This is a genomic window from Rhodococcus erythropolis R138 (genome assembly GCF_000696675.2).
In the GTDB taxonomy this organism is placed as follows: Bacteria; Actinomycetota; Actinomycetes; order Mycobacteriales; family Mycobacteriaceae; genus Rhodococcus_F; species Rhodococcus_F erythropolis.
Genome location: NZ_CP007255.1, coordinates 4,318,270 through 4,332,203, shown reverse-complemented (window position 1 = coordinate 4,332,203; position 13,934 = coordinate 4,318,270). Strand labels below are relative to the sequence as shown.

The 13,934-nt window shown below is 62.0% G+C and carries 17 protein-coding genes; 9 read left to right on the top strand and 8 right to left on the bottom strand.

Annotated features, from left to right (window positions below; all coding sequences use genetic code 11):
- The first annotated feature begins 75 nt into the window (after positions 1-75).
- Positions 76-669, top strand: a complete 594-nt coding sequence (locus H351_RS19835) for a GNAT family N-acetyltransferase (protein WP_021333024.1) — start codon at positions 76-78, stop codon at positions 667-669.
- Positions 670-686: 17 nt separating this feature from the next.
- On the opposite strand, the gene H351_RS19830 is transcribed toward H351_RS19835, so the two are convergent.
- The 4 genes from H351_RS19830 to H351_RS19815 form a co-directional block, all read right to left on the bottom strand.
- Positions 687-1,763, bottom strand: coding sequence for an ABC transporter substrate-binding protein (locus tag H351_RS19830; protein WP_020907401.1), 1,077 nt, complete (start codon positions 1,761-1,763; stop codon positions 687-689).
- Positions 1,764-1,905: 142 nt separating this feature from the next.
- A complete protein-coding gene (locus H351_RS19825; protein WP_019748026.1) occupies positions 1,906-2,724 on the bottom strand; it encodes a helix-turn-helix transcriptional regulator in 819 nt (272 codons plus the stop codon).
- 54 nt (positions 2,725-2,778) lie between these two features.
- Entirely contained in the window at positions 2,779-3,105 is a 327-nt protein-coding gene (locus tag H351_RS19820; protein ID WP_019748027.1) for a DMT family transporter, read from the bottom strand.
- On the bottom strand, positions 3,102-3,452 hold the full coding sequence (locus tag H351_RS19815; protein ID WP_019748028.1) for a DMT family transporter: 351 nt from the start codon (positions 3,450-3,452) through the stop codon (positions 3,102-3,104). The genes H351_RS19820 and H351_RS19815 overlap by 4 nt, the downstream gene beginning before the upstream one ends.
- Before the next feature lie 53 nt (positions 3,453-3,505).
- Between H351_RS19815 and H351_RS19810 the strand changes: the two genes are divergently transcribed.
- The 5 genes from H351_RS19810 to H351_RS19790 all read left to right on the top strand — a co-directional run bounded on the left by H351_RS19810 (position 3,506) and on the right by H351_RS19790 (position 8,196).
- Complete coding sequence (locus H351_RS19810; protein ID WP_020907403.1) at positions 3,506-4,225, top strand: transglutaminase domain-containing protein; 720 nt, start codon at positions 3,506-3,508, stop codon at positions 4,223-4,225.
- A 29-nt stretch (positions 4,226-4,254) separates the two neighbouring features.
- A complete protein-coding gene (map, locus tag H351_RS19805) occupies positions 4,255-5,112 on the top strand; it encodes a type I methionyl aminopeptidase (RefSeq protein WP_007734970.1) in 858 nt (285 codons plus the stop codon).
- 8 nt (positions 5,113-5,120) lie between these two features.
- The gene (locus H351_RS19800; RefSeq protein ID WP_029255161.1) at positions 5,121-6,632 is read left to right on the top strand and encodes a cobyric acid synthase; all 1,512 of its coding nucleotides are present in this window, start codon (positions 5,121-5,123) and stop codon (positions 6,630-6,632) included.
- A gap of 84 nt (positions 6,633-6,716) precedes the next feature.
- On the top strand, positions 6,717-7,286 hold the full coding sequence (locus H351_RS19795; protein ID WP_020969378.1) for an RNA polymerase sigma factor: 570 nt from the start codon (positions 6,717-6,719) through the stop codon (positions 7,284-7,286).
- A 76-nt stretch (positions 7,287-7,362) separates the two neighbouring features.
- Positions 7,363-8,196: a GAF and ANTAR domain-containing protein gene (locus H351_RS19790; RefSeq protein WP_019748033.1), complete on the top strand. Its 834-nt coding sequence runs from the start codon at positions 7,363-7,365 to the stop codon at positions 8,194-8,196.
- On the opposite strand, the gene H351_RS19785 is transcribed toward H351_RS19790, so the two are convergent.
- Positions 8,193-8,618 (bottom strand): DUF6069 family protein, encoded by a 426-nt coding sequence (locus tag H351_RS19785; protein WP_029255162.1) that lies wholly within the window; start codon positions 8,616-8,618, stop codon positions 8,193-8,195. The two genes, H351_RS19790 and H351_RS19785, sit on opposite strands and share 4 nt — an antisense overlap.
- Positions 8,619-8,706: 88 nt before the next feature.
- On the bottom strand, positions 8,707-9,576 hold the full coding sequence (locus H351_RS19780) for a PhzF family phenazine biosynthesis protein (protein ID WP_229756819.1): 870 nt from the start codon (positions 9,574-9,576) through the stop codon (positions 8,707-8,709).
- Between the two features lie 121 nt (positions 9,577-9,697).
- Here H351_RS19780 and H351_RS19775 point away from each other — a divergent pair, with 121 nt between their 5' ends.
- The 3 genes from H351_RS19775 to H351_RS19765 are packed head-to-tail and all read left to right on the top strand — an operon-like array spanning position 9,698 to position 11,628.
- Positions 9,698-10,159 carry a PPOX class F420-dependent oxidoreductase gene (locus H351_RS19775; protein ID WP_020969381.1) on the top strand — a complete coding sequence of 154 codons (462 nt, stop codon included), beginning with the start codon at positions 9,698-9,700 and terminating at the stop codon, positions 10,157-10,159.
- Positions 10,160-10,204: 45 nt separating this feature from the next.
- Entirely contained in the window at positions 10,205-10,825 is a 621-nt protein-coding gene (locus H351_RS19770; RefSeq protein ID WP_020907410.1) for a TetR/AcrR family transcriptional regulator, read from the top strand.
- On the top strand, positions 10,822-11,628 hold the full coding sequence (locus tag H351_RS19765; RefSeq protein ID WP_020907411.1) for an enoyl-CoA hydratase/isomerase family protein: 807 nt from the start codon (positions 10,822-10,824) through the stop codon (positions 11,626-11,628). The genes H351_RS19770 and H351_RS19765 overlap by 4 nt, the downstream gene beginning before the upstream one ends.
- A 34-nt stretch (positions 11,629-11,662) precedes the next feature.
- Here H351_RS19765 and H351_RS19760 read toward each other — a convergent pair whose 3' ends face one another.
- Complete coding sequence (locus tag H351_RS19760) at positions 11,663-12,694, bottom strand: phosphotransferase family protein (protein ID WP_029255164.1); 1,032 nt, start codon at positions 12,692-12,694, stop codon at positions 11,663-11,665.
- Positions 12,687-13,832 carry an Rv3169 family protein gene (locus H351_RS19755; protein ID WP_029255165.1) on the bottom strand — a complete coding sequence of 382 codons (1,146 nt, stop codon included), beginning with the start codon at positions 13,830-13,832 and terminating at the stop codon, positions 12,687-12,689. Before H351_RS19755 ends, H351_RS19760 begins: the two co-directional genes overlap by 8 nt.
- Between the last annotated feature and the right edge of the window lie 102 nt (positions 13,833-13,934).

The window sequence follows — 13,934 nt, the reverse complement described above, 5'->3', positions numbered from 1 at the left end:
AAATCAAACATTGAGCGCTGGATATCCTCGCGATATTCGCTCGCCCACGAATCCGAGAGGATCTACCGTGACGGCATGGATGTGGAGGACGCAGGCATGACGCCGACGACTGCGCCGGTAACAATTCGGACGGATCGACTGGTGCTTCGTACCTACCGTCCCGGCGATCATCAGGACCTTCTCACCTTCTACGGGCGTAGCGACGTGTGCCGGTATTTGTTCAACGAACCCTGGAGCCCGGACGATGCGCGAGAGGCAGTGCAGACCAGAATGTCTCGCCGCGACCTGGCAGCGGGCGCGGTGGCTCTTGTTGTCGGATACGAGGGCCGGGTTGTCGGAAGCGTGAGTGCATGGCTAGTCGACGAATCAGGGGACGCTGTCGACACCGAGCGCACCGCCGAAGTCGGGTGGGCATTCTCGCCCGACTTCGGCGGCCGAGGGTTCGCGACGGAAGCTGTGACCGCTCTGATCGACCTGGTCTTCGCGACACCCCGATTGCGCCGCGTGGTCGCGCAGATGGATGCGAGAAACGAATCCTCGGCGCGACTCGCGCGGCGAATCGGGTTGCGGCGAGAGGCGCATTTTCGGCAGAACGCGTGGATCAAGAACGAGTGGACCGACACTGTGGTTTTTGCAACGCTGCGCAGTGAGTGGCCTACAAGTCTCTGATCAGGAGGGCCGAGCTGCTACTTCGCAACCAGTTCGGTCAACTGGGGGACCAGCTCGTCAGTTGCCCATGGAACGCTCAAAACGCTGACGTACATGGTGGCGGCTGTCAGGCGATTGTCGGTGATCCACAAGTCCTTCCCGTTGGCGATAACCGGCCACCGTGCGAACAGGGTGTTGGCCAACGTGCTGTCGACTTCCGACTGATCGCTTGCCCATCCGAGATATACGTCGGTGTTTATCGTGTCGAGCTTTTCCATGCTGATGCCGAACAGGAACGAGTCGCCTGCAAAGTTCTTGGCACCGTTGACCACGTCGGGAGCAACTGTGAGCCCGAGGTTTTCGACGAACTTCACGCGCGGATCGTCCGGGCCGTAGATGGCGGTCTCGGTTTCGCCTTCGCGGATGTAGGACCCGAAGGCGAACGTGACTCCATTGAATTCAGGATGGCTGGTCTTCGACTCTTCCACCGTCTTTTCGACGGACTTGATCAAATCCGCGGTCTGGGCCGGGCGCCCCAAGGCCTTGCCGACATCGGTGGCGAGGTTTTGCCACGAACTCGGCTGGTACGGCTTGGTGTCGTAGGGGAGTGTCGGGGCGATCGAGCTCAGGCGCTGATAGTCCTGCTCGGAGAAACCGGAGTACGGGGCCAGAATCAGGTCGGGTGCGGCATTGAGGATTTGCTCGAACAGAAGCTCACCGCTGTCGGAGTAGTACGGCGCCGGTGTGGGCAGCGGCTGGCCCGACTTCTCGAGTTCCGCGCGCGTCCACGGGAGGAAGCCGTCGGCGTCGCCGGCCCACGAGTCCTTCTGCATTGCAATCGGAGTGACGCCGAGGGCGATGACAGTGTCGGCCGCTGCGGAATCGAGGGTGAGGATCCTGGTCGGTTCCTTGTCGATGGTGGTGCCGCCGAATGCGTGCTCGATCGTGACGGGGTATGCGCCGTCCTCGACAGCAGATGCCGACGAACTATTTTCCTGGGCGTCCGATGACGACTGCGTGCAGGCGGTCAGAGGCAGTGCGGCCGCCACCATCAGCGCAACGACAATTCGCCTCTTCCGTTGGGGACGAATTCTCTGACGGGCAGATCTGAACACGCGAAACTCCTCGGGATAGATCGGGGAAGTGCTTGCACGACTCAGCGCGGTACGCACATGAGAGCAGGCTTACCTAAGTGAATGTAGGGCGCGTGCGTGTAGCGAAGGGGCCAGCAGATGTCGACAACAGGTCAGGCTCGAGTCAGTTGACAGCGGCGAGCGCATTGCCAGGGGTGTAGCCGACCGTCTTACGAAAAGCAGCGATGAACGAGCTCGACGTCCCGTACCCGACTCGACGGCTGACGGCGTTCACACTCATCCCGGTCCCCAGCATGCCCAGCGCTGTACTCATGCGAACCAGAGTGCGCCATTGCGCAAAACTCAGCGCAAGTTCCGCGGCAAAAATCCGGGTGACCGTGCGTCGGCTGAGGTTGAGAACGTGCGCCCACTGGTCGAGTGACCGATCGTCGGCGGGATCCGACAACACTTTGTCGACGAGTTGTCGAAGCCGGGGATCGCGGGGGATCGGTACGTCGAAGTGAGGTGCCGATGCCGGGGTGAGGAGATCGACACAGACCTGCTGTGCCCGAAGGCGTTGTTCTGCAGGCATTCCGGTATGGGCGAGGTGTATCAGCAGTACCCGGGCTGCCTCACTCAACGTCACGATGCACGGTTCGTTCCAGGCGGGAGTCCACAACTCGGGGGTGAAGAGAGTGGCGCGGAATGCGACGTGGGGATTGGCCTGACCTTCGTGGAGGACCCCGCGAGGGATCCACAGGCCGACGCCGGGCGTGACGGTCCAGAGTTGATTGTCGATGATCATGTTGACGACGCCGCGGTCGGACCAGATGAGTTCGTGCTCGGCATGAGCGTGCTGTGGCCACTGGGTGATGTGGTCGGTCTCGACGATGTACGTCGTCAGTTGGAACGGCGCCGGGACGGCGCGCGCCATCGGAGTGTGGCGGTCGGAATCCGACAGGTGGAGGCCACCGTCGATTTCACGAAGGGCAGGGATCGGCACCGCGGACTACCTCCAAAGCAAAGTTAGGTAAACCTTACACCTTGTTTGCTGGGCTCAGTGGCCCGCACCGAGTTCGATGAGAAGCACGCCTGCCGCGATAAGGCCGATCCCCACGATCATGAGCTTGGTCAGCGGTTCGCGAAAGAGAATGCGGGATGCGATTGCTGTCAGCGCCACCCCGCAAGCAGTCCAGATGCCGTACGCAACGCCGATTGTCAGGCCCGCGTCGAGTGCGAGCGTGAGGAAAGCGAAAGCGGCGAGGTACCCCACGGTGACAACCGCGAGCCATCGTTTGTCGCTGCCGTCCTGCGACGCCATCCGTAGTGACAACGTCGCGGTGACCTCGGAAATAATTGCAGCGATCAGAAATACGAAAGTCATGCCGGGTCCGCCGGCCCGCTGTCGGCAGCAACCTGGGAACCGAGTTCAACGCAGAGGACTCCGCCGATGACCAGGGCAATGCCGACGCCCATCGTGGCTGTCAGGGGGTCGCCGAAAAGGAAAGTCGCGAACACCGCGGTCAGGACAACTCCGGTTGCGCCCCAGATTCCGTATGCAACACCGAGTCCCATGCCCTCCCGCAGGACGAACGACAACGCGGTGAATGCTGCGAGATATCCGCCGACGACCACGACGTACCAGGCGGGGTGATCGAGGGCCGCGCGCAGAGACAGAGTCGCAGACACCTCGGTCAGGATCGCGGTGATCAACAGGAGCCATTTCTTCACGGTTCGGATTCTGTCAGGCTCCACCGATTCCGGTCGCGCACTACGGTTGAGACATGACGTGCGTGCTGCTCGGCGGAATCCGCCAAGGTGACATCCGCCACGATGTGTCCGGTGGCGATATAACCGCGACGCCGATTCTCGACTGGGGCCACGATGACGTGGCTCGCCTCTACGAGGACATTGCAGAAGGTGCGATCCAGTCGGCGCAGGAGTTCCTGGTGTCGGCGCATCGCAGCGTCGCTGCAAATATTCGGCCGGTGTACGGCCTCGACGACCGGCAACCCGTCTCGGTGACATTGAGCCGAGGACGCGGATCCTGCAGTCAGAGACTGGCTATCGTCGAAGCGTTGGCTCGCCGCCGAGGTATCGCCACCCGAGTTCGCGGTCTCGTACTTCGTGGGGAGTTCTGGTACCCGAGATTTCGGCGTCTACATGCGGTGATTCCGAAGTCAGTGCTGCTGGCGTGGCCGGAATTTCTGGTCGACGGACGCTGGCAGGACATCTCCGAGATCGTTTCACCTGCGGTGGTCTCAGCGCTCGAACCGTTCACGAATACCGGCGAGGAGACACTGTTCGACGCGATCGGACGCGCTCCGATCAGTTGGGGCAAATCAATTTCGTGCGATTGCTTGGACTTCTCCGAATTCGTCGACCGTGATCTGGGCACCTTCGAATCTCGCGACAAGCTCTTCGAGGAATTCGGACAGACGATGTCGACCCCCATCAGAATTCTCGTCGATCCGGTTTTCCGGAACTGGAGTGCATCCGGCTGACGCGCGACGCGAGGTCTAGGCTGTTCTGCATGTCTGTGCGTACGCCATTGGTCCCTGGAACCGTCTCTCCCGTCCTCGCTGTGCCCTCGAAGATCGAGCGGCCCGAGTACGCGTGGAAGCCGACCGCCAAAGAGGGCAACGAGCCCTGGGTTCAGACGCCGGAGACGATCGAGGCGATGCGCATCGCCAGCAAGATCGCTGCCGGCGCGCTGCAGGAAGCCGGCAAGGCTGTCGCTCCCGGTGTCACGACCGACGAGCTCGACCGCATCGCACACGAGTTCATGCTCGACCACGGCGCATACCCGTCGACGTTGGGCTACAAGAGCTTTCCCAAGTCGTGCTGCACGTCTCTCAACGAGGTGATCTGCCACGGAATCCCCGACTCGACCGTGATCCAGGACGGAGACATCGTCAATATCGACGTCACCGCATACATCAACGGAGTGCACGGGGACACCAATGCGACGTTCCTCGCCGGTGACGTGTCCGAAGAGAACCGCTTGCTCGTCGAGCGCACACACGAGGCAACGATGCGGGCCATCAAAGCCGTCAAGCCCGGCCGCGCGCTCAACGTGATCGGACGCGTCATCGAGTCCTACGCCCATCGGTTCGGGTACGGCGTCGTCCGGGACTTCACCGGACACGGAATCGGCGAGACCTTCCACAACGGCCTCGTGATCCTGCACTACGACGAGCCCGCGGTCGAGACGATCATCGAACCGGGCATGGTCTTCACGATCGAACCGATGATCAACCTCGGTGGTATCGACTACGAGATCTGGGAGGACGGCTGGACCGTCGTCACCAAGGACCGTAAGTGGACGGCGCAGTTCGAGCACACCTTGGTGGTCACCGAGACCGGTGCAGAGATTCTCACCCTGCCTTGAGTTCGGCGATGCGCGGCGCTCTGCTGGTAGCCGGCACTACTTCCGACGCAGGCAAGAGCGTTCTGGTAGCCGGATTGTGTCGCATGTTGGCGCGTCGAGGCGTCCGAGTGGCGCCGTTCAAGGCACAGAACATGTCGAACAACTCCGTGGTCACGCTGGACGGCGGAGAGATCGGCCGTGCGCAGGCACTTCAGGCGCGGGCATGCGGTCTGGAGCCGAGTGTTCGATTCAATCCCGTGCTGCTCAAGCCGGGGAGTGATCGCACTTCGCAACTGGTCGTTCGGGGCAAGGCGATGACCACGGTGGGTGCTCGCGATTACATGCAGCATCGGCAGTGGCTTCGCGCCGTCGTGGCCGAAGATCTCGAATCGCTTCGATCCGAGTTCGACGTCGTGATCTGTGAAGGCGCCGGTTCACCGGCCGAAATCAACTTGCGCGCAACGGATCTTGCCAACATGGGATTGGCTGAGGCTGCGCAGATTCCGGTCGTCGTCGTCGGTGACATCGATCGCGGCGGCGTCCTGGCCCATCTGTTCGGGACCGTTGCTGTGCTCTCGCCGAGCGACCAGGCATTGATCGCGGGATTTGTGATCAACAAATTCCGCGGTGACGTTGCACTGTTGGAACCCGGACTGGATCAACTGCGCAGCCTCACCGGTCGACCCACTCTCGGAGTGATCCCGTTTGCCGACGATCTTTGGCTCGACGCCGAGGATTCGCTTGGCGTCACCGGCAACGCCCCGGTAGGGCGCCCTGGCCCACCCGTCGGTTCGGCCTGGCTCACCGTTGCTGCGGTTCGGCTCCCCCGCATCTCCAACTCGACGGATGTCGAGGCGCTGGCATGTGAACCGGGCGTGGCAGTTTCGTGGGTGACCGATCCGTCGCGGATCCGCGACGCAGACCTCGTGGTGATCCCCGGTAGTAAGTCCACCGTGAGTGACCTCGAGTGGTTGCGGAGTACCGGCCTGGCTGACGAGATCATCGCCCGAGCGGGCCGCGGGCAGGCGGTGCTGGGAGTCTGCGGCGGATACCAGATGCTGGGTAATTCGATCGTCGACGAGGTCGAATCAGGATCAGGGATCACCGCAGGACTCGGTCTGCTGGACCTCGACATCGAATTCGCTTCGGACAAAGTGCTGGCGCAGGTAACCGGTTCCGCCGACGGTATCTCGTTGTCGGGGTACGAGATTCATCACGGACGCGTCGTGCACAACGGGGACCGTCCATTGCTGGCGGACTCGGGCGGTGTGCCGGAAGGTAGTGTGCGAGGGTCTGTTCGAGGGACACACTGGCATGGTCTCCTGGAAAGTGACGACTTTCGGCGCAGCCTGCTGCGTGAGATCGCGGTTCCCGGTTTTGTTGCTGCACCCGACACCTCGGTTGCCGCGGTGCGAGAACAACAACTCGACCTTCTCGCTGATCTCGTCGAGCAGCACCTCGATCAGGATCTACTCGAGAAACTGATCAACGGTGGGGCGCCGATCGGGCTTCCCGTCATTGCCTCCGCACTCGAAGCCTGAGAGCGCTCCCGCGGGCGTCGACGTGGACGCGGTAGAATAGCCAGGCCTCACTCCCGCGACGGCTCCCTAGTAGGAGTGTGCGCGGTGACAGATCAATTCGACGGCTTGCTTACCGACTTCAGTGACGAGGTGCTGGTCGACTCGGCAATGCTCGGCGATCATGCGGCCTTCGACGTCATCGTTCGCCGATACGGCCCGCACTTGTATCGATTTGCCCGTCGACTCGTCACCAGTGAGAGTGACGTCGACGACATCGTCCAGGAAACCTGCGTTGCCGCCTGGCGCCAACTTCCGGGGTTTCAGCGGCGCTCGAGCATCAAGACCTGGTTGTTCGCGATCTGCTCTCGCAAGATCGCGGATGTCCATCGAAAAGTCGGCTCCTGCGCCGCCGATGTGGACGGACTTCGGGACGAAGTCGATACTCGATTGCGCGATCCGAGCGAGGAAGTATGCGGCACAGCATTTCTCGACGCTCTTGAAGCCGAACTCGATCGTCTACCGCTGCGTCAGCGCGCCGCCTGGGTCTTGCGGGAAGTGGAGGGCATGACGTATCCACAGATCGCAGTTGTCCTGGAACTGAGTCCGGACGCGGTTCGTGGCCAACACACTCGGGCGAGGCGGAATCTGGGTCTCGCGCTCGACCGATGGCGATGACGACTCGGCGGTTTGCCGGGTTCTGTCACCGAACTCACTCTCCTGACGGCCCGGGTAGCTGGAAGAATGCTTCGTCGTGGATACCGCTTTCGACCCCAGAGGCTTCGACCCGAGAACCGAGGATTCGGTGCCGTCGGTAATGCCGGACGATGCGACGGCAACGGGTGCTGACGTCGCCGTCGAGGCTGCGGAAACTCGGCTGACTGCAAGCGCGGTCCGGGAGTTGCTGGCAGCGCTCGGAGGAAGTATCGGCGACGAGGACGAACTCGTGGTTTTGCTCCAGCGCGCCGTCGAAATCGCGAACGACGCCATCGAGGGCGCCGACAGCATCGGCGTCACCATCGATCTGGCCGGGCAGACCTACACCGCCGTTCATACCGATTCGCGGACTCTGCGTGTCGACATCGAGCAATACGACGCCGGCGACGGACCATGTCTGCACGCCGCTCGAACCGGTGAAACCGTTGTCGTCGATGCCGAGACCAGCGCGGAACGCTGGCCGCGGTTCGCGGCGGCGGCGAAGGACGAAGGGATCAAGTCCTTTCTCGCGGCGCCGCTCTTCACGCCGGATCAGCGACTGGGTTCGTTCAACCTGTACGGACGCGCCTCAGCGGCATTCGACCGGGTCGACGCGGATGTCATGGAGATTCTCACGACAACGGTCTCACGCGCGATCGGCGACTTCTCTCGTTTCAAGTCCGCCAAGGCGGTGGCTGATGCCTTGCAACGTGCGCTCGAGACCCGGGCGCCGATCGAACAGGCCAAAGGCATGCTGATGGCCATCCATCGGATCGACGCCGACACCGCATTTCACATGCTGCGCAAGCAGTCTCAGACGACGAATACCCGGTTGCGCGACGTGGCAGCCGAGATCGTCGAGACGTATTCGGCGCCGCCTACCGCTGTCTAGTTCGAGGGGGACCGACGTACAGCCTCGAGCGCGACGACGACGCCCGCGGCGACAACCACGTGCATCAGCGCGAGCATGACCGTGCTGGCGGCGTCGAAGTCTGCGGCAATGGTCAGAGCGATGGTGCCGAGCGCCACGACTGCCCCCACGATCTGGGCGATGCGGATGATCGGCTCCCACTTCAGTGAGATCAACATTGCGACCGACAAACCGACCAGCAGTGGCACCACCGTCAATGTGATGACCCCACCAGGCGCGACGCTCGCCGGCTTTCCCTGATCTGTCATCTCGAAGGATCCGCCCAATGCGAGGCCGATCAACCACAGGATCAGATTGACGACGAGAGCAATTACCGTGGCGCCGAGTACGGCACGTGGCTTGGTGACGTGGAGGTTGTGTGCGGTTGACGTGATTGCAGACATGGTGTTCTCCCGGCTCGATGCGATGGTCTTGTGACGTCGCTCTGGTGAATAGACCCGCCGGCGGGCAGAAACTCATCGCTGAGGTTGACTATTGCCCGTTGACGACGGGCACTGCGGTGCCGGTGACCGAGATACCGCCGTCGACTGGGATGTCGACCTCGAGCACACTGGGACGCCCGACGTGTCGGCCCTGGTGGATGGTGATCCGCCGCGGAGTGGCCGCGGGTTCGAGTTTGCGCAGGTAACCGCCGGTCGACGCCGCTGCGGACCCGGTTGCGGGATCCTCGACGATGTTTCCCACCGGAAACAGATTTCGGGCTTCGAAGGTGTTGTCGTCGAGGGGATGCAGGATTGTCACCGTGCCGGCCCACCCCTGCGCGTCCATCAGAATTCGCATTGCGGATGGATCGAAGGTGAACTCGTCGAATGTCGACTGATCACGAAGTACGACGATCGGGTGAGTGTTGCCGGCGTACGAAAGCATTGCGGGATACCGCGCGTCGAGCGCAGACGAATCGACGCCGATGAGCCCGAGCAGCGCTGTCAGCACGGCGTGATCGATCGGCGAGACCGACGGTTCGACGCTGATGAAGGTCGCAGTCGACCTTCCGTCCTCGTCGGTCGCCGTGTCGATGGATACCGGTCCGATCGGTGTTTCGAATGTGAAGGTTCCGTCGCCGTCTCGCTCGGTGAGAGCGATGGCCGTCGCAATAGTGGCATGACCGCAGAACGGTACTTCGGCGATAGGGGAGAAGTACCGGATCCGGCTGTGGCGCGGGTTGCCTCCGAGTTCCGGTTCGATGAGGAACGCCGTCTCGGCATACCCGACTTCGGCTGCAACGGATTGTAATTCGGGGTCGTCGAGTCCGCGGGCGTCGAGCAGCACGCCGGCGGGATTACCGCCGGCCGGATCCGAACTGAACGCAGTCAGTCGGAGGATGTCGTGAGAAGTTGCCATGTCGACCATCTTTGTCCGCTGTCGTCCATCGGGGGAAGAGACATCGCGCGATTGCGGTCCGCGATCTTCGAACTGGACTGCCTCCGGAACAAACCGGCCGCACGGCGTCGTTGGTGCAGATATGAGCAATGACACAGACACCGACGACGCGTTGTTCGCACTCGTGGCCCAGGGAAAACAAGGCGTGCTGGCAACCGTCAAGCGTGACGGCCGCCCACAGTTGTCCAACATCATTTACCGCTGGGACGTCGAGTCGAAGACGGCTTCCGTGTCCATCACAGCCGATCGCGCCAAGAGTAAAAATGCGATCCGCGATCCGCGGGTTTCCCTTCACGTCAGCGCGCCCGACTTCTGGAGCTACGCCGTGATCGAAGGACTTGCCGTGGTGACACCCGTCGCGGCCGATCCTCACGACGAAGTGTCTGACGCACTGGTCGAGCTGTACCGGGACATCAGCGGTCAGGAGCATCCTGATTGGGAGGAGTACCGCGAAGCAATGGTTGCGGAGCGTCGACAGATCCTCACGGTGCGCGCTGATCACGTCTACGGAATGACGAGGCTCCCCAAGCCGTCCGGCACCTGAACTGCGTTCGTTCAGGTAGGAGATAACGTTACGAGTTAATATGTAATGGTGAAAACCGAGTCTCCCGCCCGTATCGGACGACCACGCGACCCAGGCAAGGACGAGGCTGTGCTGCTTGCAGCTCGCACACTGCTGGCCGAAGTCGGGTATCAGCAGACGACCATTTCGGCGATTGCCAGGACTGCCGGTGTCAATACGCCGGCCATCTACCGTCGCTGGTCGTCACGGGAAGCCCTGATCGAAGAAGCAGTGCATGGACCGGGCGGACATCCGTTGCCTCGGTCGACCGGTGATTTGCGGGTGGATCTGACGACGTGGGTGCACATCTTCCTGGTCCGCGCTGCCCGCCCCGCGGCGCGGGCCGGAGTTCCTGGCCTGCTTGCCGATTCGCGGACGGCGGAGGCGCGACAACGTCTGTTGGCTATCGGTGCGCCGGTTCGTGCAGCGTTTCAGGATCTGCTGGACGACGCGGTGAGGCGTGGTGAGATCCCGGCAGGTGCAGACGCGATGTTCTTGTTCGATCTGCTGGCCGGAACGACGACAATGCAGGGGCTGACCCGTGGGCTCGAGGGTCAGGACCGCTTTGTAGATGCCCTCGCACGATCTCTGTACGTCCTGGCTGCGCATCCGGCCGACGCCGTCGGGACGGAAGCGGTGGGGCAATGATCTCGGTTTCGGTGGACGGCGGCGTTGCCGTCGTGACCCTCGACAGGCCTGACAAACGGAATGCCTTCAACAAGCGCATGGGTCGAGAATTGGGGCAGGCGTACCGAAAGCTCGACGAAGACGATTCCGTTCGCGTGATCGTGCTGACCGGTGCGCCACCAGCATTCTGCGCGGGTGCAGATCTTGGCGACGGCGCCGGCACCTTCGATTCACCTGACGGCGAGCAGTTTTCGTCATCACCGGTGGATCCGCCGGCGTTCGAGTTGCGAAAGCCGGTCATCGCAGCGGTGAACGGACATGCGATCGGAATCGGCCTCACCATCGCGATGCAGGCCGATATCAGAATCTTTGCAGCTGACGCCAAGTATGCAATTCCGCAGGTTCGCCTCGGTGTGTTGCCGGATGCGATGGCGCATTGGACGGTTCCGCGCATCGCCGGAATGGCTGTGGCCGCCGACATCCTTTTGACTGGAAGGACGTTCGACGGAGCCGAGGCAATCGCGCTCGGGTTGGGTAGCCGTTGCCTGCCCGCTGACGAAGTCCTTTCGGCGGCGTTGGTGATCGCCCGAGACATTGCGACGAACACTGCACCGATGTCGGTGGCACTCTCGAAGCGACTGCTCTGGCAGAGCCAGAGCAGCAGCTGTCGACCAGAGACGGTGGCGGCCATCGAAACGGACCTGCATCTACGCGTCATGGGGAAGCCGGACGCGGTGGAAGGTGTTCGTGCATTAATGGAACGGCGCACGCCTGTGTGGGTTTCGCGCTTGTCCGCCGAGTGGCAGGAAATCCCGTCGGAATGATTCGGGAGCCTTGCGGAAAATCACACGCGGACGACTACGCGTCTAGCAGCAACTGTTCGAGACGATGTTTGCAGAACGCGGTGATATCCGTATGTTCGCCGAGTTGGAGATGCGTGGACAGGCGCAGGAGCGGAACAGCGAGTAGAACCGCAGCGAGTACCTCGTTGAACAAAAGGTTCTCGACCCTCCAGCCGGTCAGTTCCTCGTAGCGGGCAATGGTCTCTTCTCGGCTGGGAGTGCCTGGCAAAGGTGTGTGTCCCTCGAATTCGCTACACGCCCAATCGAGAAACAACAGCCAGGCGAGGTCGGCCTCGTGATCGCCGAGGTAGGCCATCTCCCAGTCGAGAACCCCGGCGATCGACTGGTCCGGACCATAGAGGATGTTCGACATCCGGGCATCGCCCCAGCACAGTGTCACATGTTCGGGTTGGTAGATATTCTCCCTCAGCCAGGCCAGTGCTTTGTCGAATATCGGCGGTAGGTCCGGCGATGCCCAACGAACGGCCCAGTCGAGGTAGTTCACCGCCTGTTCGACCGGATGGGTGCCGAACTTGGGGTAGGCGAGGAATCCGAGTTCGAGCTTGTCCGGGTCCAAGCGATGAATCTGCGCAATCGTCTCGACGCATCCCCACCACATCTTCGCTCGGCCTGCCTCATCGGCTTCGAAGTATGTTCCGGCACTGTGATACGACGGAAAGTCGCTGGGCGCCTCGGCATTACCGATGCGGTCCATGACGTAGTAGGGGCTGCCGAGTGGGTTGTCGCCGCTGTCGATCCACCGAACGTGGGGGACTGCGAGGTCGGACTTCGCGAGCCTTTGTGTCACGAGGAACTGGCGGCGGAGATCGTAGTCGGGGAACAGCGAAACCTCCGGTGGACGCCGGAAAACAAAACCACTCGACTCGCCAGTGGCGCCATCGAGGTCGAACAGGTATGTCTCCGTCGAGAATCCGCGTTCGGTGCGCTTGAAGTTGACGATCTTGGCGCCCCGAGTACCCGGAATGTGCTCCCGGACAAGTGGTTCAAGGGCGGGTGCGATGTCTTCTGCGGCTGTTCGGTCAGTCATTGTTCGTACCTGTCCGTGTGTTGCTCCAATCGGTGTACCCGTAGCGGGGATTCACGCCCATGAAGACCATTTCCACGAGCCCGTATCCGACTTTGTCTCCCATGCGGACCTCGCACAGCGTCTCGCTGAGCATGCTCACCTGCCGGATTTCATCGAGGTTCGTGATGTCGACGGTGAAGCTGTCGCTGAAGTCCTTGCCGCGGTACATGCCGGAGGCGTACCCCCGGTACTCGTCGTAACCGGCCAGTCCGGGCCAGAAATCGCACACTGGATTCACCTCGATCACATCGGTGGTCCGGTCCGCTCGGTGCACGGTGAAAGTGCCGGATTCGACCACCCGCATGTCGTCACGGAATTTCAGGTCGTGCTCGACGTCGATGATCGGTAGCGCGTCCTTGCCGGAACCGATCGGGAAGAGCACCTCGCCCTCGAACTGCCAGCGCGCGCCGGTACTGGTTTCGCGCTGCGCGAAATGCACTACCTCGTCGTCGAATTGGAATATCCCCATGTAATAGAGGACTCCGTCCGGAACCTCGGACGGCTGCAGGTTCGCGCCCTCGGACAGACTGCCGCCGCCACCGCCGTGTCGTACGCCCCACGAGTGATCGCGGCCGAACCACCAGTTGTCGGGATCGATGTCGATGCGGGTGCCGTCGATTTCGATCCAACCCGTGATGGTGCCGTTCTGGTAGAAGCGTCGGGCGTCTTCGCGAACGCGGCCGCGCGTGCGATGGAACGCTGCCGTCTGCTCGTACACCGGGAAGTCGCCGTGGAAGTCGAGTTGCAGGCTCAATCCGTGTTCGTTTGCGTCGACCGTGGAACGTACCTGGCGGAGTGGTTCGACGATTTCATAGGTGTACGGCCCCACACTCCACGCTGCCAGTCCTCCGCTCTGAGGGTTCAACTCGGTGGACAGGCGCACCACGCGGGCTTCCTCACCCTTGCGCGTCACCATCGCGTAGGCGTCGAGGACGTTGCGGTTCGGGTATTTGGCCAGTCCCGTCATGATGCTGATCTCGCCCGTTTTGTCGAAGCCGTACATCACGATGCGTTCGGTCCAGCGCAGGTCACTTTGGGAGACGTGGTCGAGTGTCGTCGGGAGTTGATGAATGAGTAGTTCGTCGTGCGGTGTGATCACAGTCGGTCCTTGTGTCGACGGAGTGGGGTGTTCACAATCTATTACGGAGCGCTACGCAACGTAATGGTTTTCGGCGAAACAGGTCGGGTACTGTCCGCAGTT

What these genes read in the sequence shown, in the direction of transcription:
- H351_RS19765 (WP_020907411.1), top strand. Translation starts at nt 10,822, where the DNA reads ATGATCTCGGTTTCGGTGGACGGCGGCGTTGCCGTCGTGACCCTCGAC.
- H351_RS19835 (WP_021333024.1), top strand. Translation starts at nt 76, where the DNA reads ATGGATGTGGAGGACGCAGGCATGACGCCGACGACTGCGCCGGTAACA.
- H351_RS19800 (WP_029255161.1), top strand. Translation starts at nt 5,121, where the DNA reads ATGCGCGGCGCTCTGCTGGTAGCCGGCACTACTTCCGACGCAGGCAAG.
- H351_RS19820 (WP_019748027.1), bottom strand. Translation starts at nt 3,105, where the DNA reads ATGACTTTCGTATTTCTGATCGCTGCAATTATTTCCGAGGTCACCGCG.
- H351_RS19780 (WP_229756819.1), bottom strand. Translation starts at nt 9,576, where the DNA reads ATGGCAACTTCTCACGACATCCTCCGACTGACTGCGTTCAGTTCGGAT.
- H351_RS19775 (WP_020969381.1), top strand. Translation starts at nt 9,698, where the DNA reads ATGAGCAATGACACAGACACCGACGACGCGTTGTTCGCACTCGTGGCC.
- H351_RS19810 (WP_020907403.1), top strand. Translation starts at nt 3,506, where the DNA reads ATGACGTGCGTGCTGCTCGGCGGAATCCGCCAAGGTGACATCCGCCAC.
- map (WP_007734970.1), top strand. Translation starts at nt 4,255, where the DNA reads ATGTCTGTGCGTACGCCATTGGTCCCTGGAACCGTCTCTCCCGTCCTC.
- H351_RS19760 (WP_029255164.1), bottom strand. Translation starts at nt 12,694, where the DNA reads ATGACTGACCGAACAGCCGCAGAAGACATCGCACCCGCCCTTGAACCA.
- H351_RS19770 (WP_020907410.1), top strand. Translation starts at nt 10,205, where the DNA reads ATGGTGAAAACCGAGTCTCCCGCCCGTATCGGACGACCACGCGACCCA.
- H351_RS19785 (WP_029255162.1), bottom strand. Translation starts at nt 8,618, where the DNA reads ATGTCTGCAATCACGTCAACCGCACACAACCTCCACGTCACCAAGCCA.